Here is a 22,547-nt window from a genome sequence, read left to right as displayed (position 1 = left end):
TGATATTGTTGAGGAGAAGGAGGTTTTAGCATAGTGGTTAGCCATCAATTCAACTAACCCTATTAGATCAAAGTCCTGGATCGGCGTCCAGGACTTTGTCAGCAGTCTGAAAGGAGCCTAAGGGCTCCTTTGATATTCATGCTTTTTAGGCAAATCACCCGATCATGTCATTAGGGTGTGATAATGCTATTAGCATTATTTTTTCGCGAGAAAATACGCAATCTCTAACAGTTCGTCGTAGGACTTAATCGCTCCAGTTTCAACGCGGTACTTTCCATTAACCACTAAAGCAGGCACACCTGTTAATTTGGCGTTTTCAGTATCACGCTTCATCTTTGACATTTGTGCGTTAACCATAAAAGATTCCGCCGCTGCATCGAAATTTTTACCATCAACACCATTAGCAATAAAAATTGCGCGGATATCATCACGGTTTGTAAAATGCTGCTTTTTATCGTGAATGGCTGAAAATAGTGCGGGTTCCACCTTATCTGCAACGTTTAATTGGTGTGCAACGGCAAAGGCTCGTGACATTTCTACGCCCATTTCTTTACCAATAAAATCGACGTGCGCTTGGTTAAAAGCGATACCATCTGGCTTTTCCGCCATGATTTTGGGTACTACAGTTTTAGAAAAAGTGTAGCAATGCGGGCAGTAGAACGAGAAAAACTCAGTGATCTCTGGCTTTGCAGTTGCTGGGCCATCGTTAATCACAGTGTAATGGACACCCTCTTGGTATTGCGCAGCCAATGCCGCCATTGGAGCGAGTAATAGAGCCGCTGCCATGAGTAATGCTTTTTTCATTAAAATTCCTTAAATCAATTTTATAAATAGTTTTGTACCGAAGACTAACATATTCCATTTTTTGAGTGTAACTCAAGCTTAAGAGTTCAATCTAATGTCACAGAAGATGTCAGCGGTCAGTCTTTTAATAGGGTATTAAACTCAAAGGTGGTTCATCTAAGGCAAATAATTGCTCTTTGAACGCTAAAATCTGTTGCTCCCAATATTTTTCATCCCCAAACCACGGGAAGTTCATCGGGAAAGCCGGATCTTGCCAACGTCTGCCAATCCATGCGTTGTAATGCACCATACGTAGCGCACGCAGGGGTTCGATTAAAGCTAATTGCCTTGTATCAAACTCACAAAACTCTTCATAGGCTTCGAGCAATATCTCAAGCTGCATCAATTGTTGCTGCCGGTCACCCGTTAACATCATCCATAGATCTTGAATTGCTGGCCCCATACGGGCATCGTCTAAATCCACAAAACCTGGTCCGTTAGGCGTCCATAGGATGTTGCCAGGGTGCAGATCGCCATGCAGGCGAATAGAGGCAAAAGCTTGTCGTTTCCAAATGGCATTTGCCTTCGCGAGCACTTGTTCCACGACAGTGAAGAATGGCAGCCGTAAACTCGTAGGGACCAGATCAGACTGCTTTAACCATGCCAGAGGTTCTTTACCTAGGATCTGTGGGTTCAATGGTTCTCGCTCAGAAAAGACTTCCTGCGCGGCATATTGATGGATGCGACCGATAAATCGGCCAACTAATTCCAGCTGTTCTAAATTATCGACCTCAAAAGCGCGGCCGCCCAAGGAGGGGAATAGAGTAAATCGATAACCTCGATACTCATGCAATGTGTTTCCATTCAAGATCACTGGCACTGCCATAGGGATATCTTCAGCGGCGAGGGCTAGAGCATAATCATGCTCTTCTTGAATTTGAGCATTACTCCAACGATCTGGGCGATAAAACTTGACCACAAAACGCGCCCCTTCGTCGCTACGGAATTGATACACACGATTCTCGTAACTGTTGAGCGCAAGCAAGCCCGTTTCGGGATAAATGCCGAGACTCTCTATCGCATCTAAGATCAAGTCTGGTGTTAAGGCTTTAAAATGAAACTCAGCGCCGCTACCTTGCCTGGCTGATGGCGTCTTGCTTTGATTAACCTGTTCTGGGCTCATATTGATCCACTTATTGGTGAGATTTCAGCAAAGTCGCTAAATATTCTAACACTTCAAAATCGGCTTCCCGTTCGGTCGAAAGCCAGCAAATGTTGCCGTAAAACTCGTAATTGAGCCATAGTTGACTCCCCTCAAACTCCAGCAACCATTGGTGTCTGTCTGCTCCCCATTGGCGTTCGCGTACAGTGCAATCTAATGCGGCCACCAGCGGCTCGGCAAAATCGGCGAAGCGGTCAAAATCAATATTGGCACTAATCGATAAGCTTAATGCGCTTTTATCTAAGCTAATGGCATCTAAGCCAATGGCTTTTATATGCGTGCTTGGTAATTTCATGCTTTTATCCAATCAACTACTACATGACATAATTAACCCTTGTCCCCAATCCGGTGGACGCTTGGCTAACTCTTCATGTTCAATTTGTTCTGCAAAGGGCTGACTCAACACTTGTTGCAAACGCTGCAGTGGCGCAAGGTTACCCTCTTCCACGGCAATTATCGCTTCTTGAGCCAAATAATTACGCAAAATATATTTAGGATTGACACTATTGCGCTCGGTTTGCCACGCCGCAATATCCGCGACATCGCCCAATCTAAGCTGATAGGCTTTATACCAAGTATCGAACTGGCTGATATCGATAAAATCATCCCGCATAGCAGTATGTTGACTCGTTGGATCTAACTTGCCAAATTGGCGCCACGTTTGAGCGTAATCAAGCTGATTTTTTTCCATCATCACTGTGAATTGACCTATCAGATCAAGATCTTGCTTGTCCTGCTCCGCCGTTGACTTGTCAAATGTTGTCAGACCCAATTTGGAGCGCATTAACTGCAAATAGGTCTGCACTAGGGCATCTTGATATTGATTGATCGCTGCAATTAAATCATCGGATGGGATCACAGGGCTCAATGCCTGCGCTAAACACTGCAAATTCCATAAACCTACGCCAGGTTGCTGACCAAAGGCATAACGGCCTTCAGGGTCGGAATGATTGCAAATAAAATCTTCTTGAAAAGTATCGAGAAATGCAAAAGGACCAAAATCGAAACTATCGCCCAATATTGACATATTGTCGGTATTCATCACTCCATGGGCAAAACCCACCGCCTGCCAATGGGCAATCATCTTAGCCGTGTCCTGTACTACCTGTAAAAACCACGCCTTATAACCCGCAGCATCACAACTCAAATGGGGATAATGCTGGCTAATCGTAAAATTGAGTAGTTGGATCAGTTTATCGGCACGACCACGCTCACTATGGCAAAAATACTCAAAGTGACCGAAGCGAATATGGCTACGGGCTAAACGCACTGTAATAGCTGCGGTTTCTTGACTCTCACGCCATACGGGCATATCCGAGCCAATCACAGCTAAGGCACGAGTAGTAGGTACATGCAAATGATGCAAAGCTTCCGAGACTAAGAACTCCCTGACGGCTGAGCGCATGACGGCGCGGCCATCACCATGACGTGAGTATGGGGTTGGACCACCACCCTTAAGTGCAACATCCCAGGCTCCATTTGGTCCAGTTGCCTCACCTAAAATAATTGAGCGACCATCACCTAGGCGCGGCGTATACCCGCCAAATTGGTGACCGCTATACACTTGGGCATAGTAAGTTGCACCATCGATGGCGGCATTACCCGATAAACCTAATAGTAACTCGTCCGTAGGCTGAGTTAACCCTATCAGTTGGGCAGCAGCATCACTCCAAGCTAGCCACTGTGGATTACTGATCCCTTGGGGATACACTTGGGAATAAAATTCGGGTAATTGAGTAAAAAAATCCTGTTTAAACTGCATGCTTATCCGCCTATTGGCTCAAGGTCTTGCAAACAAGCACAGAGTTAGCATCAAAATCACACTGATGCCCACATTGATAAACACCAACACCAGTGGTACTCGACTGACTTAAACGCTGCATACCCTGAGCCTTACGCTGACACTGGTCTAAAGTATCGTAATAACCATTTATATCATCAACTTGTAAAGACTCTGTGGGCACGACATCGGCATTAGGGTAATAGAAAAGAGTCCATTCAGGCGCTTTAGTACAACCATTTAGTAGCAATAATCCCAATAAGACACTAGGCAAGGTATAACTTAACTTCATCTTTTCTACCCCATAAAAAAAGCGAACCTTAGTTCGCTTTTGCGCATTCAGTTAAGAGGGATTCTACACTGCCTAAGCGAGGGAAATAACCGCTTTTCACCTAAGGGTTTAATCCACTCATTTGTGTTAAACCCTTGCTACTTTTGCCTGTGCCTTTTCGATGCGGCTAATTCGTCCCTCAAAGCCAGTCACAGTACCATCGCTTAGCCCAAATACTAATGCCTCTTGGCACAGTGCGATAGCAGCATCAAATGCTTGAGTATCACAGAGTAGGGTCGCAAGTTGTAAAAAACCGGAGGTTTTAAGCTCAGACTCTTTGCCTTGTTCTGCTGCAACTGTATGGAATAGTGCTAAATAAGGCTGAGTTAACTGGGCGCCATAGTTAAGATAATCCGCAGATTTACGCTGCTTGTAACACTCACCAATCATATTTTGCAGCGCGGTATAACGCTCAAGGGAGGAGCCAGCCCGTTGGTATTCTTCAAAGGCGCGCTGTAGTGTGATATTTGCCCACACATCTGGCGCGGCAATACTGGCCTCAGGTTGCGAGGAAGCCGATCCCATATTTAAAGGGGATTGTGGAATCGGTTCAGACATCGGCTCAAATTTAGGTGTGCTTTGGACTTGATCTCCGGCTTCATCCGGTGCTGAACCTAAAATAATAACGGCTTCTTTATTATGAGTAGCGGCCGTATCTGCCTCATTAATATCGGGTGCAATTTGGATGGTTTGTGTTTGATCGAGAGATCCGCGGGGCATTAACTCGGCTTCAACTTCTTTTGCAGTAATAACCTCAGATTCTGGCAAAGCGACAACCTTCGTTTCCTCTGCAGAGGTTGTGGTTTCAACCTGCTCGGCTGGCTCGGTATTAACAACCGAGTTTTCAGGCGTTTTTTTAGGCGTTATCGCTTCTTGCTCCTCCTTCGCCAAGCGCTGGGCACGACGAAATAGAAACACACCGATTGCAATCAGTATTATTACGACAATGATCTTCATTCTTGTTCACCTTTGATGGCCGCTTCTCGTCAGAAGCTGTGTCAATTGGCTTGCCAAGCCATATCCCTTGAGGTGGCTGGCAACGGGGTTTATCTAAAAATTGAGCAGAGATTAACCGCTATTAAAGTCCATACTATGAGTGTAAATCAAGTAATTATGCCTTTTTATACGATCTTACACTCAAATCGTTATAATAAATTGCATTAGACTTGAGTTTTACCTCTTCATCTATCGATAACTCAAGGTTTTGCAACGCTAAAAAGGGAATGCCATGCAACAAATACTCATCGTCGCCCATGCAAGTCCATACGGTACAGAAAAACTATTTAATACCTTACGCATCGCCTTGGCATTACAGGATCAAGAAGATCAAGCCATTGATCTAAAGATATTTTTAATGTCAGATGCTATTTTTGGCGCACTCAAAAACCAAACGACACCGGATTTGAGCTACAACCTACAACAGATGTTTGAAATCCTCAGTGCACAACAAGTGCCCATTTTGCTCTGTAAAACCTGCGCACAAGCCCGTGGTGTGAATGCTGAGATGATTATTGAAGGCACCGAAATTGGCACATTACAGGATTTAACGCGCTGGACCTTAGCCGCAGATAAAGTTATCCATATTTAAGACGAGCGCTAAGGGTTATTTTATTGCTCGATTTAAAGCTTTATTTTGTGCGCACCTTCATAAATTGGCGCTTCTCTTTTGTCAGCGCCAATTTCACTGCTTATCATAGGATATCCGAGTAACTGACTAAGGTATTCAAATGGACGCAGCGGAACTACTTACAGGCAAGCTTCTATACGAACACCAAACAATAGCCGCTATGGCGAAAATTTACTGTAAAGCGCAGCACCAAGGACAAAATGAAAGCGGTCTGTGCCCTAATTGTCTTGAACTATTAGATTATGCAGCGACTCGCTTAGACCGCTGCCCCTATGGCCAAAACAAACCGACTTGTAATAAATGTCCTGTGCATTGCTACAAGCCCGCCCAGAAGCAAATGGTTAAAGAAATCATGATCTATTCAGGGCCACGTATGCTGCTACCGCACCCAATACGCGCCATCAAACATCTACTAGCCGAACGAACTCCGGTTCCAAGCACTGTGCCTGATGCGGCATCAAATCGACATCAGCGTATCGCCAATTCAAAGAAAAACCCTTAGTAATACTTTTGCGACACCAATTTCCCTGTTATAACAAGGCTCGAGGTGTCGCATATGAACGAATTTTATACTTTTTTCGCTCAAGCTTATTGGTGGCTGTCATTACTTGGAGGCTTACATTGCCTCGCGTTAGCTATTTATATTCGTTTTTTTTACCATGCAGACGGTAATCAACAACTCCTCGCGAGCTTTTTAAGCCTTATCGCGCTTTACTTCCTCACTGGTATGCTCAATCGCGATAACACGCCGATCCCAATTCATGTTTTATTTAATATTATCAATCCAATATATTTCTTACTTATGCCTCTGCTCTATCTTTATTGCAAACGCAGTTTAGAGCAACGCTTTGAACCTATTGGCTTTTCAATACATTACTGGCCATCAATTTTCACTCTTTTTATTGCAGTAATAGATGTAGTTCTTAGGGCAGATTTACAAAAAAATCCGATTTGGATCCAATCCGAAATTATCCTTCATCGCATCAATATTGATATTAGCCACTGGGGCATACTCTTGCCCCTGTTACTTTCTATACAAACCTGCGGATATTTTATTGCCCTGTGGTTTTTATTCCGACGCTATAAACAGCCGAAACAAGACACGCTCAATGCACCACTGGCAAACCTGCGTTTAATACGTTTTCGCTGGCTCTTTAGTCTCACCTTAGCCATGCTCCTTAACTGGCTAATCCGTGTTTTTGTGGTAGTCATCCCCTTCTATCTTGGTGATTCCCTGTCCATACTTTCCAACGCCTTACCTCGCCTAAGCTTACTACTGAGCATCTATTTACTAGCCGTATATGGCCTGAAACAAATTACCCGTACAGCCTATTTAAAAGGCCATCTTGCGGCGCCATCGACATCTGCAACGACATCCCAACCAGGAGAGTTACTTACGCCAGAGGAATTTAACTTTCTACAACATCTTCAAGACGAATCGAATGAAACCAGTGATAAATCTGTAGAATCTAAGCACAACGCTAAGAACTAAAAGCATTATTCGATATCCAATATTGCATCAAGCATTCCCGCTTACCCAAGTAAACTGAACCACTGCTGACATTAGTGCAGCAATTGGCTGTCATTATTCACTATTAAGGGTACTCTGGTGCAACTGAGTACTTGAGGATAAAACCATATGAAATCTTTTTTAACCGCTATTGCTGCATCGACTTGCCTTTTCGCGAGCCTGTTTATTGCGCCGTCTGTACGGGCGGATGATAGCTACCAAGAGGCCAAGGATAACTTCCATCAAGCCGCAGAGACGCGTAAATTTTTCGACACTGCCTATGGCTATGCCTTATTCCCGACGATTGGCAAAGGTGGTATAGGCATAGGCGCGGCCTATGGTAAAGGCCGAGTCTATCAAGGCGGCATATATACTGGCGATTCGAGCCTGACACAATTATCCATCGGCTTTCAACTCGGTGGACAAGCCTACAGCGAGATCATCTTCTTTAAGGACGCCAAATCCTACGAAGCCTTCACCAGCGGTAGCTTTGAATTTGACGCCCAAGCCTCAGCCGTTGCGATTAACATGGGTGCCAATGCTCGGGCAGGCACTACGGGGAATTCAGCAGGAGCGGGGCAATCCGGTGGAAACCAATCCGCGACTGGGGCATATATCAATGGTATGGCAGTATTTACCGCAGCAAAAGGTGGCTTAATGTTTGAAGCGGCGTTAGCGGGACAATCTTTTACCTTCGAGCCTAAAGCGAACTAAAGCGACTTTAGATTTCAAGGCAAGATATTATTCTTAGATGTAAAAACGGCGAGCCAAAGTGCTCGCCGTTACTTTTTATTAAATCTACTGCTATTGGTTCACATAAGCCCTATCAAGCCACAATAACTTAGCTAAATCATCTAACGATACCCAATATAACCATGGGCTACAAATCCGAACACGCCCAGGTAGACATTAACACTGCTATGTTATTTTTAACCAATAGTCAGATGCGTTTTTTAGCTCACTTTTGTGTAGTAGTGAGTTAGAAACTCAGTTCTAACTCACAGGATCTAGACTGAGAAAAGTGTGGGCTCTAGCACTAGAACTGCATTGTTCTATACCCTTTGGGTAATTACTTATGTCCCCAAGGCACAGGAGGCAGAGGTTGTGGCTGGGTCAGATCAAAATCCACTTTAAAATCGCGGTTTTCGCGAGTGAGTTGATAGCTAAAAATCGTGGGCGTTATCGCCATATGCCATACATTCGTCACCGATTGGGTTAAGCCATTTTTGATAAAGTTATCGATAGATCCCTTATCAATAGGAAACGATTGTTTTTGATTTGTCCCTTCATCCGCAGTGTCACCACCATACATAGTCACAGCATCTTCGCTGCCATCTTGATGCCGATGATCGTGCTTTAGCCTAAGTCCTTGCGGCGTCTTTGTGAGTACCCAAGTACGTGAATGGTCATCCCCCACATGGAATGGGATTTTAAGCTCAGTATCGCTACATTCGCGTACATGCATAACTAACGACTTGCCACTAAATGCCGAATCAGCACTGTCACCTGATACCACTTTGCCGGCAAAGGCTTGCCCACAATGGCTGGCTATTTGCGCAAAAAATGCGTCCTGAGCCTTAAGCGAATTGGCAAAGGATGGCATAGCAAGTAAAGATAGAGTAGCGAGCCCAAGGCTCTGAAGGATAATACTGTTTTTCATCTTGTTCTCCATTTTTTTGATGAAAAGCAACTTAGCACAAGGGAATAAATTTAAACTGAATTTCCCTTGTGCTCGGGTTATGGATTACCAACCGATATAAGTACGAGAACGATTACCTAGGCGCTTCTTAATAAAACGAGCTGTGATAACACTTCCCACCATCATGAATATGAAAATCCCTGCGGAAAACAGCACACTAGTCACCCAAGATCCCGGTGGTAAACGGTAACGCATTAGGGTTGCCGTTACATTGAAAAGCATATCGAAGAGCGGATGGATAAAGAAAATGGCAAAACTCATCTCGGCAACTTCCACCAACCAAGGTAAACGACTGCGCCCCGAAAGCCACTCGCAGAGATTCAATGCCAGTACACACAGACATAGCTTTTGGATAAACTGCCAATCGACACCATTATATTCAAATGGCGCTTTATGATAGTTACCAATATGCCCCACTATATAGCTCTGCTCGACCAAACTCACCACCAAGAAAATGATGGCTAATCCCGTGATAATCCCCCCGAAGCGTGTCACAAGATGTTCATCTTGGGAATATAAAATGCCTATCAAATAGAAGGGCATAAAATACACCACAGAATGGATAAAATTGATATTGCCTATAGGCCTGTGTAGAAAAATTGCCACCACACAACTCAGCACGAACAGCGTCCAGCGCATCTGCTGCGAACAACGGATAAACCACAAAAATACAGGCGAGAATAAAAAAACCGCCATGATGAAGGGAATATACCAGTGAGGATAGAGAATATAGCCATTCCGCACTGTATAGAAGATGCTTAGAAACACTTGGCTTAGTGACTGCTGCTCCATAAATATCCAGCGCAGACATAAGAAGAATAGACCAACCAAGGAGACGACTAAAAAGGGATAAAGCACATTGTGTACTTTATTCTTCATAAACTTACTGTAATCAAAATCCTTGTAGAAGATACGATGAAAAAAATACCCAGAGATAAACACGAACAGCGCCGTGCCTCCCCTCAGTAAGTTTTCCAGTAACAGTGGAAACCCTTCCCCAGAGTTATAAATACTGTGGCCAAGTACGATTAAAATAATCGCGATGCCACGCATATAGGTAAATTCGAGTTGATTTTTTCTCATTATTAATTCATCGCACAGTAGAGAGTTCGCCCCTCAACAACACTTGCAGAAACCCTGATTGTTCCATGGATTTCCAGTTCATTGAATACTAAATACTGCCCCTCGCGTTGGAAGGGAAATGCTAAAGGTAACAGAGTTGCAGCTTCAATGCCCTCACAATAATTCTGTAAGGGGACATCCAATAGTGGACTTCCATTGACATTTAAGTTACTGAATTGTGAACTCATCCCTAAATAAGCTTGTGTCATCTCACCTTGGTAGGGCACCACGTAAAACCCTGAGCGCACATCGCCCACATCGATAAAACTGCTACTATCACTCACGCTTGGCATCACGAGTAAAGGCACTTTAGGGTCCTGAATATCCCTAAGCAACTGCGCTAATTTCTGATCAGTTGCTGGATAATAGGCCAACATATTCTGCAAACTTTTTTTCTGTGCGCTCTGTTTTTCAACGGGTGGCACTATAGGCTTCACACTATTAAGCAACAGATCTACGGCTAACATGCCCGACATGACCGACTCTTTCCACACATAGGGATCTTGGTTGATGTCCAATAATATCCCAGCAATAGCGCCGATATTTTCCGCCTCAGCAGTCCAGCCACCCAGCATTTTTTGCTGTTGATAATAATCATGAACATACTGCAACAGCAGTTTTTGGTAACCCAAGTAGGATTGATTTTGACTTAACAACCGTGCACCTACAACTAACTCGATATACTTGGCACTACCTTCAGCTAAATCATTTAAATATCCAGCCCTATCCTCATTCGGCGCAATTTGACGCCATAGTTGCAGCCAATGGGCAGCATAGCCTAGTTGCACAGACTGCTGTTCCGGTTGGATTAACGCCATCATCAGGGCATTAAATAACTGTAAACGGTAATAGCGTGCGTCAAAGTTGAGTGGAAAAACTTCACCTTCGTAACGGCGTCCTTCTTCTAATATTTGCCATTCCGATTGAGCATAAAAATGAAAGGCCTCATGTAAACTGTTACCCGCCCAGACTAAAAAGGATAAATCGGTGATTTTAGTATCTGCAGCAAATTGAATTGTCGGCGCTTCAAGCTGGATTAATACTCCAGGTAACCCTTGATACTGTGGAAACCCAAAGTTGACCGATAATCCAGAATGCAAATTAACAGACTCTAAGACACTATTATCTTGGATGATCTCGCCACCCGGCTGGCGTAACCATACATTGCCGCCATAGCTAAACAGGTGAACTTTATCCTCAAGCCTAAATCCCGGCCACAGCACTTCACTCTGGCGACTACTTTGAGTCATATAATCGAGGTATAGACGAGCGAGTTGTTCAGGAGATGCCTTATCAGCAAGCGCGGGGATTGCGGCAGAGACTCCTAAAAACCATAGGATCACCACCATAATATTTTTCATTTATTGGCCTAAAAACATACAATGAGTTCACAAAACAGCGCTAGCATATAGCGCAATCTCCCAATAGTGAAACATTTGCAAAAAAATAATTTCTCCCTAAAAAGCCAAAGTTCAAACCAGATCAGTAACTACTAATAAAATCATATTTTTAGCGTTAAATATAACCGTTTAAGTCATAGCAAAATACCGCTGTTAAGTTTTAGTATTCGATGTTTCATCTCCAAACCAAAGTGCCAATTTATCTGCAGCGAGGGATTTTACTTCATCATCAATATAAAGTGTCACCATAGTCAGTGCTGCGGCTAAGGCCCCTAAATCGTCAGTAAATCCAATCAAGGGAGTTAAATCGGGAATTGCATCTATAGGAGAAATAAAATATGCCAGCGCCCCGAGAATAATAGATTTCGCCCATCTGGGTGTATTGGGCTGTTGCGCGGCATAATAGAGCCATAGGGCGCGCTCGATCACATCCCTTCCGGCTTGGCGCCCAAAGAGTTTGATCTTGTTCCAAAATCCCGTTTCAGTGAATTGCTCATCCGCCATGATATTTCCCTCCGATAATACACAACTCTCACAGTGTACGATGATATGCCGCTGGGGTCAGCTTTAAACGCGCCAAAAGCTTCTCACCTTAACAACCAAACCATTAAAAACCAATACCACAGACCGCTGACTTCATTGATTCTCGAGTTATGTTTCAACTGAACTAATTTACCCCAACCCCTTACATCACTACCTCGGCCCTAAAATGACAAATTCCTGCCCCGAATGCTCAAATGTAATAATAAATCTAAGAATATTAACATGTTTACGCAGGAAGATGATTTTGTAAGGAGTATTTATGCATAACAATGCAAACACGGCATGCACTATAAATCCTAATCGCTATTATAGTGGTCTTTTAATTATAATTAGATAAATATCATTAATAGTTTTATGCAAATTTAAATATTATAATATCCTGGCAACATTTACTTTAGTTATTTAGATAATAATACTTAAGAATGACTAACTCTATTTAGTAAATTAAAAAATTGATGAAATAAATAATTACACTTAATTAAAAACAAGACACAGGTCATATTTTTATTTATAACGCGCAGATAAACTCTACACCGCAATAAAACGTTTCTATCATTTTCTCTAAGTCATAATGGAGTTGTATATGAAGAGGAAATCTAAAATCATGGCGCATATCCGGCGCACACGACATATCATGATGCCTAGTCAACGTGATTATTTCGACCATTCATTTATCTTTCTCCGCTAATCCTAGCGTAGATAGTAAGCCAAATAGCAGGTCAAACGTGGTATTGTGCTAACTTAAATTTGCACCTATCACACTGTATTACAGCGGTTTATTATCTAGCACCTTTATCAAAGCATTCTTTTGTTAGTGCAGACTTTCTGCGGCTACTGTATTTGCGCACCCAATAAAATATATTTCCCCTTATATTTTATTTAGCGTATTACGTATCGCCACATCTAAGCTGCGCATGGAATAGCTATATCTAATTTTTATGCCATTAATATTTTTAATTAGGTATAGGCACTGTTGTATCCAAATTATTTAGTAGCAAAAAGGAAATTAACTATGAAATCATTAAAAGTAGCCACTAGCTTATCTGTTAGATCGTGTTTCGATATAGACAGAGAAGTGGTCAACGTATTAACCACAGATTTTTGCGATGTGGGTGCGGCTGTTGTCTCTGTTGATGATGTTAGAAATGGTATTGTTGAAAAGATTAAAAATACTGGATTGAAATTGCCAATTTTCGTTTCAGTTTGCTGTGAAGAAACCTTCCCAGATGATATTTGCTCATCAATTACAGGTGTATTTGAACTCTGCGGCAATAACACTGATTTCTATGGTAAACAGGTTGAAACTGCGGTTAATAAATATGAGCAAGCCCTGCTACCACCTTTCTTCGGTACCCTCAAAAAATACGTTGAAATGGGTAACTCAACCTTTGCCTGTCCAGGCCACCAGGGTGGACAGTTCTTCCGTAAACACCCTGTAGGTCGTCAATTCTTCGACTTTTTCGGTGAAACCATTTTTCGCGCCGACATGTGTAATGCCGACGTCAAATTAGGCGACTTATTGATCCACGAAGGCGCACCGCTAGATGCACAGAAATATGCGGCTAAAGTTTTTAATGCCGATAAAACTTATTTCGTCCTTAACGGCACTTCGTCATCGAATAAAGTGGCGACTAATGCCTTACTTGCTAAGGGCGATCTGGTTTTATTCGACCGTAATAACCACAAATCAAACCACCATGGCGCATTAATTCAAGCGGGTGCTACACCGATTTATTTAGAAACGGCGCGTAATCCCTTCGGTTTCATTGGCGGTATTGATGCTCACTGTTTCCAAGAATCTTATTTAAGGGAGCAAATTCGTGAAGTCGCCCCAGAACGCGCCGATGAAAAACGCCCATTCCGGTTAGCGATTATCCAACTAGGTACCTACGACGGTACTATCTATAATGCTCGCCAAGTGGTTGATCGTATTGGTCATCTATGTGATTACATCCTGTTTGACTCGGCTTGGGTTGGCTATGAGCAATTTATCCCTATGATGAATGACTGCTCGCCACTCTTACTCGAACTGACGCCAGAAGATCCTGGTATTATCGTGACCCAGTCGGTACACAAACAACAAGCAGGCTTCTCACAGACCTCGCAAATCCACAAAAAAGATAAGCATATCAAAGGCCAAGATAGATATTGCAACCATAAACGCTTCAATAACGCCTTTATGATGCATGCCTCTACTAGCCCCTTCTATCCCTTATTTGCGGCGCTGGATGTGAACGCGAAAATGCATGAAGGTGCAAGCGGTCGTTACCTGTGGCGTGAAGCGGTAAAAGCAGGGATCGAAGCTCGTAAGTTACTGCTTAAAAAGTGTAAACACATCAAACCCTTCGTGCCAACTATGATCGATGGTCGCCTATGGCAAGACTATGAAACCGAACAAATGGCCGATGATTTACGTTTCTTTGAATTCGAACCCGGTCAAAAATGGCATTCATTCGAAGGCTATGAAAAAGGCCAATATTTCGTCGATCCTTGTAAGTTCCTATTAACCACTCCGGGAATAGATGCTGAAACAGGTAAATATACTGAATTTGGAATTCCAGCGACTATTCTGGCTAACTTCCTACGGGAAAATAATATTATTCCAGAGAAGTGCGACTTAAATTCGATTTTATTCCTGATGACGCCAGCGGAAGATATGGCAAAAATGCAGCACTTAGTGTCGCAAATATCTCGCTTCGAAAAATTAGTCGACGAAGATGCCCCATTATCCGAAGTATTGCCTAACGTTTATAACGCTAATAAAGCCCGTTATAAAGACTATACCATTCGTCAACTCTGCCAAGAAATGCATAATCTTTATGTCAGCCATGATGTAAAACAATTGCAGAAAGAAATGTTCCGAAAAGCCCATTTCCCAACCAAGGTAATGGATCCTCAGGAAGCTAATCTAGAGTTTATTCGCGGTAAAGTAGAGTTAGTTCCACTCTCTCAAATTGAAGGTCGTATCGCTGCTGAAGGTGCTCTGCCATATCCACCAGGAGTGCTATGTATGGTTCCAGGAGAAATATGGGGAGGTGCTGTACAGCGTTATTTCTTAGCCCTTGAAGAAGGCATCAACTTATTACCCGGATTCTCGCCAGAGTTGCAAGGTGTTTATCTCGAAAACACCGCTGAAGGCAAAATCCAAGCATTAGGTTATGTATTAGCTAAATAACAGTTTTTGACTGCAGAGTTAATTAACCCCGCTCTGCAGTCAATCTCATATCTAAAATTAATTACATAATTAGGTCATTATTATGAGTAAATCAGAGAATAAAATTGGCGTCGTCCAATTAACCATTATCACCATAGTCAATATGATGGGTTCGGGTATTATTATGTTACCAACCCAATTAGCCCAAGTTGGAACTATTTCAATTTTATCTTGGCTAGTCACAGCCGCGGGCTCTACGGCCCTCGCCTTTGCCTTTGCTAAGTGCGGTATGTTCAGTAAAAAATCCGGTGGTATGGGCGGTTATGCCGAGTATGCCTTTGGTCGTTCAGGTAACTTTATGGCCAACTATACCTATGCGGTTTCACTATTAATTGCCAACGTCGCGATTGCTATTTCGGCCGTAGGTTACGCCGCGGTATTGCTTGAGGTTAACCTAAGTCCTATCGCCATTTGTCTTGCCACCATTGGCGTACTTTGGCTAGCGACAATCGCAAACTTTGGCGGTGCCCGCATCACAGGTCGCGTCAGTAGCGTTACTGTGTGGGGGATTATTTTACCTGTGATTGGCGTGTCTCTAATTGGTTGGTTCTGGTTCGACATCGACCTCTACAAAGGCGCATGGAACCCGCATGATATGCCGTTTTTCAAAGCACTAGGCGGTTCTATTGCTATGACTTTATGGGCTTTCCTCGGTTTAGAATCGGCCTGCGCTAACTCTGAGGCTGTGGATAACCCAGAGAAAAATGTGCCTATTGCCGTTATGGGCGGTACCTTAGGTGCAGCGGTAATTTATATCGTCTCTACAAACGTGATTGCCGGTATTGTGCCCAATGCTGAACTGGCTATGTCAAATGCTCCCTTCGGTTTAGCCTTCGCACAAATGTTTAATCCTGTGGTCGGTAAAATCGTGATGGCCTGTGCGATTATCTCTTGTACTGGTTCACTCTTAGGCTGGCAATTCACCATTGCCCAAGTGTTTAAAGCCTCAGCCGATGAAGGATTCTTCCCTAAAATATTCTCTAAGGTCAGCAAAGCCGACGCGCCTATTTGGGGCATGACAATTATCGTCTGTATTCAAACGGTTTTATCTCTGATGACCATTAGCCCATCGCTAAGCAAACAGTTTGAAGCGCTGGTCAACCTCGCCGTAGTCACCAATATTGTGCCTTATATTCTGTCGATGGCCGCCCTTGGTATTATGCAGAAACAACTTAAGGTCCCAGCCAATAAGGCCCGCATTGCCAACGTGATTGCCGTGATTGGTGCCCTTTATAGCTTCTACGCCCTTTATAGCTCCGGCGAAACCGCAGTAATGCTCGGCGCGATAGCGACCTTCTTCGGTTGGACTATCTACGGCGTTATTTCAAATAAAACCCCCGCCGAGGTGCGTCCAGTGTGAACACGACACCACAGTGTCCATGCTCAACCCTTAACGAATAACACCCTTAAAACAAATCAGTACACAGGGACCATAGGTAGCTAATCCTATGGTCCCCTAACCCACACTTGCTTATTTTCGGTGGAATTATGAATAAGACTTGCATCGCCTTAATGCTTCCCATGCTTTTGACTGCCACCAGCAGCCAAGCAATTGAGCTTCATAAAGATTCAAAAAACACATTAGATTTAAGTGGTTGGCTAGGATTTGCCGCCCTAAATGACAGCCACGATACCTCGGTTATCGACGACTCATCCCGCGTACGATTTAGCTTCGAACGCAATGAAAAACATGGTTGGACAGCTTTTGCCACCACGGAATGGGGCATCAATATGGTGTCCAGTGACGATAGTTTAGTGATGCAAGGAGGCAAACTCGCCGCCGAAAAAACCGATGACTTCCTCTATAACCGTTTAGGTTATGTCGGCATGTCCCACGATGAGTGGGGTAACCTCAGTTTTGGTAAACAATGGGGCGCCTATTATGACGTCGCTGGCACCACGGATCTGCCCAACGTCTTTGCGGGCTATAGCGTTGGGGCATACACCTTTGGTGATGGCAGCCTGACTGGCACAGGCCGAGCCGACTCTGCATTTATTTACCGCAATACGTTCGGTCCGCTACACATTGCCCTGCAATACGCAGCCAAAACCAATGGGGATGTCACCCTGAAAAATGATGATGGTAGCGAAATGACAAACTCAGAGCTGAATTTTGACAGCAGCTATGGCGCTAGCGTTACCTATGCAATAACCGAAAAATTTAAACTACTCGCTGGCTTTAACCGCGGAGATTTTGAAGGCCACCTAGGTAATACTCAACTCGATGAAACTAATGAGATTATTGGTATTGGTGCCATGTACGGTGACTATTATCACTATGCAGAGGGTCGTGAAGCTAGCGGTCTGTATGTCGGTTTTAACGCCCACCAAAGCAAAAACAATGAACTGGTTGGTGGTGACCTCTACGACGCCACAGGCGTCGAGCTGATGACAGCCTATCAATTCGATAATGGCTATGTCCCTATGTTGGTACTCAGCTATTTAGATTTAGACACAGATATGACTATGCCAATCCAAGGTAAATGGACTCGTCAATTCGCCATGCTGGGTCTGCATTACCGCTACAGTAACGACACTGTAATGTTTGCCGAAATGAAGCTGGATTTTAGCAATATGGATGATGCAGCACTCGAAGCACAGGAAGACAACGGCTTCGCCGTGGGGATTAACTACTTCTTCTAGTTATTTTTCAAAAGCGCTTTAGCGAGTTCAATCTATCGTTGTACTCGCTTAGCGTTACAACCTAAGGACTGACGGCTCACGTCATCGCTCATATGCGTGAGCCTTTTTGAGGCTGAGGAGTGGCGCACGTTCCGTCTACAAACGCTCGCCGTACACTCATTGGATGGTCCCGCTGGTTTGCCATCATCTCTACGCCACTTCAAATTGATTTTATGAAGTGGCTTTTTTTATATTGAAACTGAGACGATTGGTATGACTTAGCTTGCTAGCGATTATTGGATGGTTTACCCGAAGGTTTGCCGCCACTTCTCGATTGACCACCGCCCTTAGATTGAGCTCCCGACGCCTTAAAACTCGACTGACCAAAAGGCGCTTTGGCTCCCGGGCGACTCGACTTAGGTACATTAGGCTTGGGCGTATTCGATGCAGGTTTTCCGCCTTTCCCGGCAGGTTTTGACTCTGCACCCGCATTAGCACCGCCTTTAATCGAACCTTTGGGTTTACCATCACCTTTACGATCATCAAACTGATTAGCCGAGAAACGCGTGAAAGCTTTTTGGCCTTGATTAGCATCTTTCATCCACTTAGACCCGCGTTCATTACGGCCTTCTGGCGGCACTAATTGATGTGGGCTATTACCGATCAAGTCTTCACGCCCTATGGCGGTTAAGCCTTCACGGATCAATGGCCAGCCCGCAGGATCATGATAACGCAGCAGTGCCTTGTGCAGACGGCGTTGGCGCCCTTTCTTCGGCACAGGCACGACTTCACTGGTATGTTTGACGTTTTTAAGCGAGTTTAACTCGGTATGATAAATCGTGGTCGCATTCGCCATAGGTGATGGATAAAAGTTTTGCACTTGGTCGAGTTTGAACTTACGCTCCTTTAACCACAGTGCCAAATTCACCATGTCTTCGTCGGTCGTGCCTGGATGCGCCGAAATAAAATAAGGGATCAGGAACTGCTCTTTACCCGCTTCCTTCGAATACTTATCGAACAACTCTTTAAACTTATCGTAGGCGCCCATACCGGGCTTCATCATCTTACTGAGCGGCCCCTCTTCGGTATGCTCAGGCGCGATTTTTAAGTAGCCGCCCACATGGTGCTGCACTAACTCTTTGACGTAGGCGGGATCTTCGATCGCCAAATCGTAACGCACGCCAGAGGCGATCAGCACTTTCTTGATGCCGGGTACGGCACGCGCCGCGCGGTATAAGTCGATAGTGTGCTTATGATCTGTACCTAAGTGGCCGCAAATCGATGGGAACACACAGGATAAACGACGGCAGGTTTTTTCGGCCTTTTCGCTAGTACAACCTAAACGATACATGTTGGCGGTTGGGCCGCCTAAATCGGAAATCACCCCAGTAAAGCCAGGCACTTTTTCCTGAATATCTTTGATTTCTTTAACAATAGATTCTTGCGAGCGGCTCTGAATAATCCGTCCTTCATGCTCGGTAATCGAGCAGAAAGAGCAGCCACCAAAGCAGCCACGCATAATGTTGATCGAGGTTTTGATCATGTCGTAAGCAGGGATTTTCGCCTTACCATAGGCAGGATGCGGCACCCTTTTGTAGGGTAAGTCGAATACAGCATCCATTTCATCGGTATTAAGCGGCCATGCGGGAGGATTGACCCACACGCCACGGTCACCGTGGGGTTGGAATAACGCGCGAGCACAGCCAGGGTTTTGCTCTTGGTGCAAAATCCGCGAAGCATGGGCGTATAAGTATTTATCCTCTGAGACTTTTTCAAACGCTGGCAACAACACATAGGTTTTATCCCATGGCTTAGGACGAGGCGGTTGAACACTAATGGGTTTTGGCGCATCGTTGTCGAAGATCTTTGCATCCGAGGGGCCAGATAAATTTGCACAGCCCACATCATCGGCGCCATAGGGGTTAGGAATAGGCTCTATCTTATGCAACTGATCGATTTTGCGAGAATCCATACCACGCCATTCGGGCAAAGGTTCCTTGCGAATAACCGCTGTGCCACGCACATTGTGTAAGTCATTAATCGACTCGCCAGCCGCCAAACGGCGCGCCACTTCGGCCAGTGGACGCTCGGCATTGCCATACATCAGGATATCCGCCTTAGCATCAAAAATGACACTGCGACGCACTTTGTCCGACCAATAATCGTAATGGGCGATACGGCGAAGGCTTGCCTCAATTCCGCCAATGATCACCGGCACATCTTTAAAGGCTTCTTTGCAACGCTGGGTATACACAGTCACTGCGCGGTCGGGGCGCTTGCCACCAATATCATCTGGGGTATAAGCATCATCGGTTCGAATACGACGATCTGCGGTGTAGCGGTTGATCATGGAGTCCATGTTACCCGCGGTGACACCAAAAAATAGATTCGGGCGGCCCAATTGCATAAAGGCATCTTTGCTCGACCAATCGGGCTGGGAAATAATGCCGACACGATAACCTTGGGCTTCTAACATACGGCCAATAACAGCCATACCAAAGCTTGGGTGATCCACATAAGCATCACCTGTGACAATAATAATGTCACAGCTATCCCAGCCGAGCTTATCCATCTCCTTACGGGACATAGGTAAGAAAGGTGCCGTGCCATAGCACTCGGCCCAGTATTTGGGATGACTAAAAAGTGTGGATTCAACTTGCATCGATATTGACCCAAAAGCGTAATGTCAAACAAAGGCGAAGCGAAAAGGTACTGCGCCGATTTAGGGACGCGGAGTATAGCAGGCAATCGCCGTTAAGTGTGATTAAAAAAACACCAACCAAGGCGTTTTGTGGGGTATTTTGCCTACGGTTAGAATACCCCTAAATCGGCTATGGATATGACACAGACACGAGTTGAGCGACTATAACCCCTTGCCTAACCCTTGGGCAAAATGCACTAAATTCACAAAGGCTAAACTGACTATCACTATCCAAGTGAGTAACACTCCCCAGAAACGTCCCAAATGATAACCACCTTGGCCTTGGGTGAGTCCAATGGCATGGAGCAGTCGCGCCACAATCCATAGCGTGCCAAAACAATGCAAATAAAATGCTGGCAAGCCGCCCAATTCTGCAACTGCCATTAAAATCAATACAATGGGTGCATTCTCTATTAAATTGGCGTGCACTCGCCCCGCCAGTGTTAAGGCACTATTACCACCATCACCGAGACCAATTCTCTGACTTCGTCTGAGTTTGACCACACGATAGGCCAAAGTGACCACTAATAGCGCAGTAAGGCTGGCGTAAAAGCCTGTTACCATCAAAGACATATTAATTTCCCTTTATGAAAAAAATGACTATAGCCCGAGCCGCAAAAAATCAGCAATTAATTTGTATTAAGTTTAAAAGCCGTTAACCTTTTAGCGACAAGATAGGTTAATATGCGCGCGTCATTCCCAACAACTTTTTTATACAGTGAATACCCCGATTGGATAACGAAGAGTTTATCGAAAAACGTAAATTTATCATTAAGCTAGGTAAAGCTTTGCATAAATTTGGCACACCTGCTTATCGCCTTGAAACTCACCTACAAACCGTTGCTCGTACCTTAGGCCTCGAAGGCTATTTTCTTATTTCGCCAACCTCGATGACTTTCGTTTTACAACACGATACGGATCAAGAATATAACCATGTCGCTAGGGTGAAACCAGGCGAGCTTGATCTAGGCTCCCTTGCCAGAACCGATGAATTAGTCGATGAATTAACCTCAGGTAAACGCACTTTAAGCGAAGCCTTAGAGCGTTTAGAAGAAATCGCCAATAAACCCAACCCCTATGGCCCTGTATTAACTTGTTTTTCCTTTGGTACCTCGGCTGCTGCTTTTGCAATGTTAATGGGCACGGGCTGGAACGATGTATTTTGGTCAGGATTATTAGGGTTATTCGTCTATGGCTTGGTATACCGCGCCGAACGCTCGGCCCGCATGGCCGAAGTCCTCGAGCCCTTCGCCACGATCCTTTGCGCCATGGCAGCCTGTGGCATAGCGCGTATCGATCCTAATATTAATATCCCAGTAGTGATCCTCTCTTCAATCATCATCTTTATCCCCGGTTTAGCCTTAACCTTAGGTTTGGCCGAACTCGCGGCGCGGGATTTGATTTCTGGCACTGCGCGGATTATGGATGCATGTATGTTGCTGTTTAAACTGTATTTCGGTGCAGTACTCGGCATGGCAATCGGTAAAGCTGTGTTCGGCGAAGCGATTCATATTGAGCCAGAGGGCTTACCCCGATGGGCGATATGGTCGGCGGTACCCATTTTGTCTATGGCGTTGGTGTTTATTTTTAAAGCGCGAATGCAAGATTCACCTTGGGGCGTACTCGCAGGGATTGTGGCATTTTTCTCAGCCATGCTTGGCGGACATTTTTTTGGTGATTCTGTAGGGATCTTTTTCGGAGCTTTAGCCGTTGGCATATATTCCAATCTTTTTGCTCGCTGGATGAAAGCGCCCGCCTCTATCGCACTGTTGCAAGGCATAGTGATCTTAGTGCCCGGCAGCAAAACCTATATTGGACTTAATGCGCTGATTTCCGGTGAGACAATGCTGAATCAATCCCATATAGGCTCACAGATTTTTTTAATCTTTATGTCGCTGATTGCCGGACTTATCTTTGCCAATGTTGCAGTGCCACCTAGGCGCACTCTGTAGCAGTACTCGATAGGTGGCATTAAGGTGCGCCATATTCATAG

21 protein-coding genes are annotated in these 22,547 nt (G+C 44.5%); 9 read left to right on the top strand and 12 right to left on the bottom strand.

The window, feature by feature from the left end; genetic code table 11:
• Nucleotides 1–195 precede the first annotated feature (195 nt).
• The 6 genes from L2744_RS12685 to L2744_RS12660 form a co-directional block, all read right to left on the bottom strand.
• Nucleotides 196–804, bottom strand: coding sequence for a thiol:disulfide interchange protein DsbA/DsbL (locus L2744_RS12685; protein ID WP_248992245.1), 609 nt, complete (start codon nucleotides 802–804; stop codon nucleotides 196–198).
• 124 nt (nucleotides 805–928) lie between these two features.
• Entirely contained in the window at nucleotides 929–1,966 is a 1,038-nt protein-coding gene (locus L2744_RS12680; protein WP_248992244.1) for a serine/threonine protein kinase, read from the bottom strand.
• Nucleotides 1,967–1,976: 10 nt separating this feature from the next.
• Nucleotides 1,977–2,300 (bottom strand): DUF3630 family protein, encoded by a 324-nt coding sequence (locus L2744_RS12675; protein WP_248992243.1) that lies wholly within the window; start codon nucleotides 2,298–2,300, stop codon nucleotides 1,977–1,979.
• A 12-nt stretch (nucleotides 2,301–2,312) separates the two neighbouring features.
• Nucleotides 2,313–3,767: a protein adenylyltransferase SelO gene (locus tag L2744_RS12670; RefSeq protein WP_248992242.1), complete on the bottom strand. Its 1,455-nt coding sequence runs from the start codon at nucleotides 3,765–3,767 to the stop codon at nucleotides 2,313–2,315.
• Nucleotides 3,768–3,777: 10 nt separating this feature from the next.
• The gene (locus L2744_RS12665) at nucleotides 3,778–4,077 is read right to left on the bottom strand and encodes a hypothetical protein (RefSeq protein ID WP_248992241.1); all 300 of its coding nucleotides are present in this window, start codon (nucleotides 4,075–4,077) and stop codon (nucleotides 3,778–3,780) included.
• 126 nt (nucleotides 4,078–4,203) lie between these two features.
• A complete protein-coding gene (locus L2744_RS12660; RefSeq protein ID WP_248992240.1) occupies nucleotides 4,204–5,073 on the bottom strand; it encodes a hypothetical protein in 870 nt (289 codons plus the stop codon).
• Between the two features lie 271 nt (nucleotides 5,074–5,344).
• Between L2744_RS12660 and L2744_RS12655 the strand changes: the two genes are divergently transcribed.
• The 4 genes from L2744_RS12655 to L2744_RS12640 all read left to right on the top strand — a co-directional run bounded on the left by L2744_RS12655 (nucleotide 5,345) and on the right by L2744_RS12640 (nucleotide 7,967).
• The gene (locus L2744_RS12655; RefSeq protein ID WP_248992239.1) at nucleotides 5,345–5,704 is read left to right on the top strand and encodes a DsrE/DsrF/TusD sulfur relay family protein; all 360 of its coding nucleotides are present in this window, start codon (nucleotides 5,345–5,347) and stop codon (nucleotides 5,702–5,704) included.
• A gap of 139 nt (nucleotides 5,705–5,843) precedes the next feature.
• Entirely contained in the window at nucleotides 5,844–6,245 is a 402-nt protein-coding gene (locus tag L2744_RS12650; protein ID WP_248992238.1) for a nitrous oxide-stimulated promoter family protein, read from the top strand.
• A 54-nt stretch (nucleotides 6,246–6,299) separates the two neighbouring features.
• Nucleotides 6,300–7,235 carry a hypothetical protein gene (locus L2744_RS12645; protein ID WP_248992237.1) on the top strand — a complete coding sequence of 312 codons (936 nt, stop codon included), beginning with the start codon at nucleotides 6,300–6,302 and terminating at the stop codon, nucleotides 7,233–7,235.
• A 147-nt stretch (nucleotides 7,236–7,382) separates the two neighbouring features.
• Nucleotides 7,383–7,967: a YSC84-related protein gene (locus L2744_RS12640; RefSeq protein WP_248992236.1), complete on the top strand. Its 585-nt coding sequence runs from the start codon at nucleotides 7,383–7,385 to the stop codon at nucleotides 7,965–7,967.
• 355 nt (nucleotides 7,968–8,322) lie between these two features.
• Here the strand turns inward: L2744_RS12640 and L2744_RS12635 are convergent, their stop codons facing one another.
• The 4 genes from L2744_RS12635 to L2744_RS12620 form a co-directional block, all read right to left on the bottom strand.
• Nucleotides 8,323–8,913 carry a hypothetical protein gene (locus L2744_RS12635; protein WP_248992235.1) on the bottom strand — a complete coding sequence of 197 codons (591 nt, stop codon included), beginning with the start codon at nucleotides 8,911–8,913 and terminating at the stop codon, nucleotides 8,323–8,325.
• 84 nt (nucleotides 8,914–8,997) lie between these two features.
• Entirely contained in the window at nucleotides 8,998–10,035 is a 1,038-nt protein-coding gene (locus tag L2744_RS12630) for an acyltransferase family protein (protein WP_248992234.1), read from the bottom strand.
• 2 nt (nucleotides 10,036–10,037) lie between these two features.
• Nucleotides 10,038–11,435 (bottom strand): hypothetical protein, encoded by a 1,398-nt coding sequence (locus tag L2744_RS12625; RefSeq protein ID WP_248992233.1) that lies wholly within the window; start codon nucleotides 11,433–11,435, stop codon nucleotides 10,038–10,040.
• A gap of 192 nt (nucleotides 11,436–11,627) precedes the next feature.
• Complete coding sequence (locus tag L2744_RS12620) at nucleotides 11,628–11,978, bottom strand: YkvA family protein (protein WP_248992232.1); 351 nt, start codon at nucleotides 11,976–11,978, stop codon at nucleotides 11,628–11,630.
• Between the two features lie 610 nt (nucleotides 11,979–12,588).
• On the opposite strand from L2744_RS12620, the gene speFL reads away from it, so the two are divergent.
• From speFL to L2744_RS12605, 4 genes are all read left to right on the top strand, one after another.
• A complete protein-coding gene (speFL, locus tag L2744_RS21730) occupies nucleotides 12,589–12,705 on the top strand; it encodes a leader peptide SpeFL (protein WP_367303096.1) in 117 nt (38 codons plus the stop codon).
• Nucleotides 12,706–13,029: 324 nt separating this feature from the next.
• On the top strand, nucleotides 13,030–15,192 hold the full coding sequence (gene speF, locus L2744_RS12615; protein ID WP_248992231.1) for an ornithine decarboxylase SpeF: 2,163 nt from the start codon (nucleotides 13,030–13,032) through the stop codon (nucleotides 15,190–15,192).
• A gap of 82 nt (nucleotides 15,193–15,274) precedes the next feature.
• Complete coding sequence (gene potE / locus L2744_RS12610) at nucleotides 15,275–16,591, top strand: putrescine-ornithine antiporter (RefSeq protein ID WP_248992230.1); 1,317 nt, start codon at nucleotides 15,275–15,277, stop codon at nucleotides 16,589–16,591.
• Nucleotides 16,592–16,719: 128 nt separating this feature from the next.
• Nucleotides 16,720–17,874 (top strand): porin, encoded by a 1,155-nt coding sequence (locus L2744_RS12605; protein WP_248992229.1) that lies wholly within the window; start codon nucleotides 16,720–16,722, stop codon nucleotides 17,872–17,874.
• Between the two features lie 265 nt (nucleotides 17,875–18,139).
• Here L2744_RS12605 and L2744_RS12600 read toward each other — a convergent pair whose 3' ends face one another.
• Both L2744_RS12600 and L2744_RS12595 read right to left on the bottom strand, forming a co-directional pair.
• Complete coding sequence (locus L2744_RS12600) at nucleotides 18,140–20,515, bottom strand: YgiQ family radical SAM protein (protein WP_248992228.1); 2,376 nt, start codon at nucleotides 20,513–20,515, stop codon at nucleotides 18,140–18,142.
• 201 nt (nucleotides 20,516–20,716) lie between these two features.
• Nucleotides 20,717–21,127, bottom strand: coding sequence for an MAPEG family protein (locus L2744_RS12595; RefSeq protein ID WP_248992227.1), 411 nt, complete (start codon nucleotides 21,125–21,127; stop codon nucleotides 20,717–20,719).
• Between the two features lie 158 nt (nucleotides 21,128–21,285).
• Here L2744_RS12595 and L2744_RS12590 point away from each other — a divergent pair, with 158 nt between their 5' ends.
• Entirely contained in the window at nucleotides 21,286–22,506 is a 1,221-nt protein-coding gene (locus L2744_RS12590; protein WP_248992226.1) for a threonine/serine exporter family protein, read from the top strand.
• Nucleotides 22,507–22,547 lie beyond the last annotated feature (41 nt).

The organism is Shewanella profunda (genome assembly GCF_023283765.1).
GTDB lineage: Bacteria > Pseudomonadota > Gammaproteobacteria > Enterobacterales > Shewanellaceae > Shewanella > Shewanella profunda.
This window is presented reverse-complemented; position numbering and strand designations above follow the sequence as displayed.

Excerpts from the sequence above, each read along its gene's own strand:
- L2744_RS12685 (WP_248992245.1), bottom strand. The coding sequence starts at position 804 with ATGAAAAAAGCATTACTCATGGCAGCGGCTCTATTACTCGCTCCAATG.
- L2744_RS12680 (WP_248992244.1), bottom strand. The coding sequence starts at position 1,966 with ATGAGCCCAGAACAGGTTAATCAAAGCAAGACGCCATCAGCCAGGCAA.
- L2744_RS12675 (WP_248992243.1), bottom strand. The coding sequence starts at position 2,300 with ATGAAATTACCAAGCACGCATATAAAAGCCATTGGCTTAGATGCCATT.
- L2744_RS12670 (WP_248992242.1), bottom strand. The coding sequence starts at position 3,767 with ATGCAGTTTAAACAGGATTTTTTTACTCAATTACCCGAATTTTATTCC.
- L2744_RS12665 (WP_248992241.1), bottom strand. The coding sequence starts at position 4,077 with ATGAAGTTAAGTTATACCTTGCCTAGTGTCTTATTGGGATTATTGCTA.
- L2744_RS12660 (WP_248992240.1), bottom strand. The coding sequence starts at position 5,073 with ATGAAGATCATTGTCGTAATAATACTGATTGCAATCGGTGTGTTTCTA.
- L2744_RS12655 (WP_248992239.1), top strand. The coding sequence starts at position 5,345 with ATGCAACAAATACTCATCGTCGCCCATGCAAGTCCATACGGTACAGAA.
- L2744_RS12650 (WP_248992238.1), top strand. The coding sequence starts at position 5,844 with ATGGACGCAGCGGAACTACTTACAGGCAAGCTTCTATACGAACACCAA.
- L2744_RS12645 (WP_248992237.1), top strand. The coding sequence starts at position 6,300 with ATGAACGAATTTTATACTTTTTTCGCTCAAGCTTATTGGTGGCTGTCA.
- L2744_RS12640 (WP_248992236.1), top strand. The coding sequence starts at position 7,383 with ATGAAATCTTTTTTAACCGCTATTGCTGCATCGACTTGCCTTTTCGCG.
- L2744_RS12635 (WP_248992235.1), bottom strand. The coding sequence starts at position 8,913 with ATGAAAAACAGTATTATCCTTCAGAGCCTTGGGCTCGCTACTCTATCT.
- L2744_RS12630 (WP_248992234.1), bottom strand. The coding sequence starts at position 10,035 with ATGAGAAAAAATCAACTCGAATTTACCTATATGCGTGGCATCGCGATT.
- L2744_RS12625 (WP_248992233.1), bottom strand. The coding sequence starts at position 11,435 with ATGAAAAATATTATGGTGGTGATCCTATGGTTTTTAGGAGTCTCTGCC.
- L2744_RS12620 (WP_248992232.1), bottom strand. The coding sequence starts at position 11,978 with ATGGCGGATGAGCAATTCACTGAAACGGGATTTTGGAACAAGATCAAA.
- speFL (WP_367303096.1), top strand. The coding sequence starts at position 12,589 with ATGGAGTTGTATATGAAGAGGAAATCTAAAATCATGGCGCATATCCGG.
- speF (WP_248992231.1), top strand. The coding sequence starts at position 13,030 with ATGAAATCATTAAAAGTAGCCACTAGCTTATCTGTTAGATCGTGTTTC.
- potE (WP_248992230.1), top strand. The coding sequence starts at position 15,275 with ATGAGTAAATCAGAGAATAAAATTGGCGTCGTCCAATTAACCATTATC.
- L2744_RS12605 (WP_248992229.1), top strand. The coding sequence starts at position 16,720 with ATGAATAAGACTTGCATCGCCTTAATGCTTCCCATGCTTTTGACTGCC.
- L2744_RS12600 (WP_248992228.1), bottom strand. The coding sequence starts at position 20,515 with ATGCAAGTTGAATCCACACTTTTTAGTCATCCCAAATACTGGGCCGAG.
- L2744_RS12595 (WP_248992227.1), bottom strand. The coding sequence starts at position 21,127 with ATGTCTTTGATGGTAACAGGCTTTTACGCCAGCCTTACTGCGCTATTA.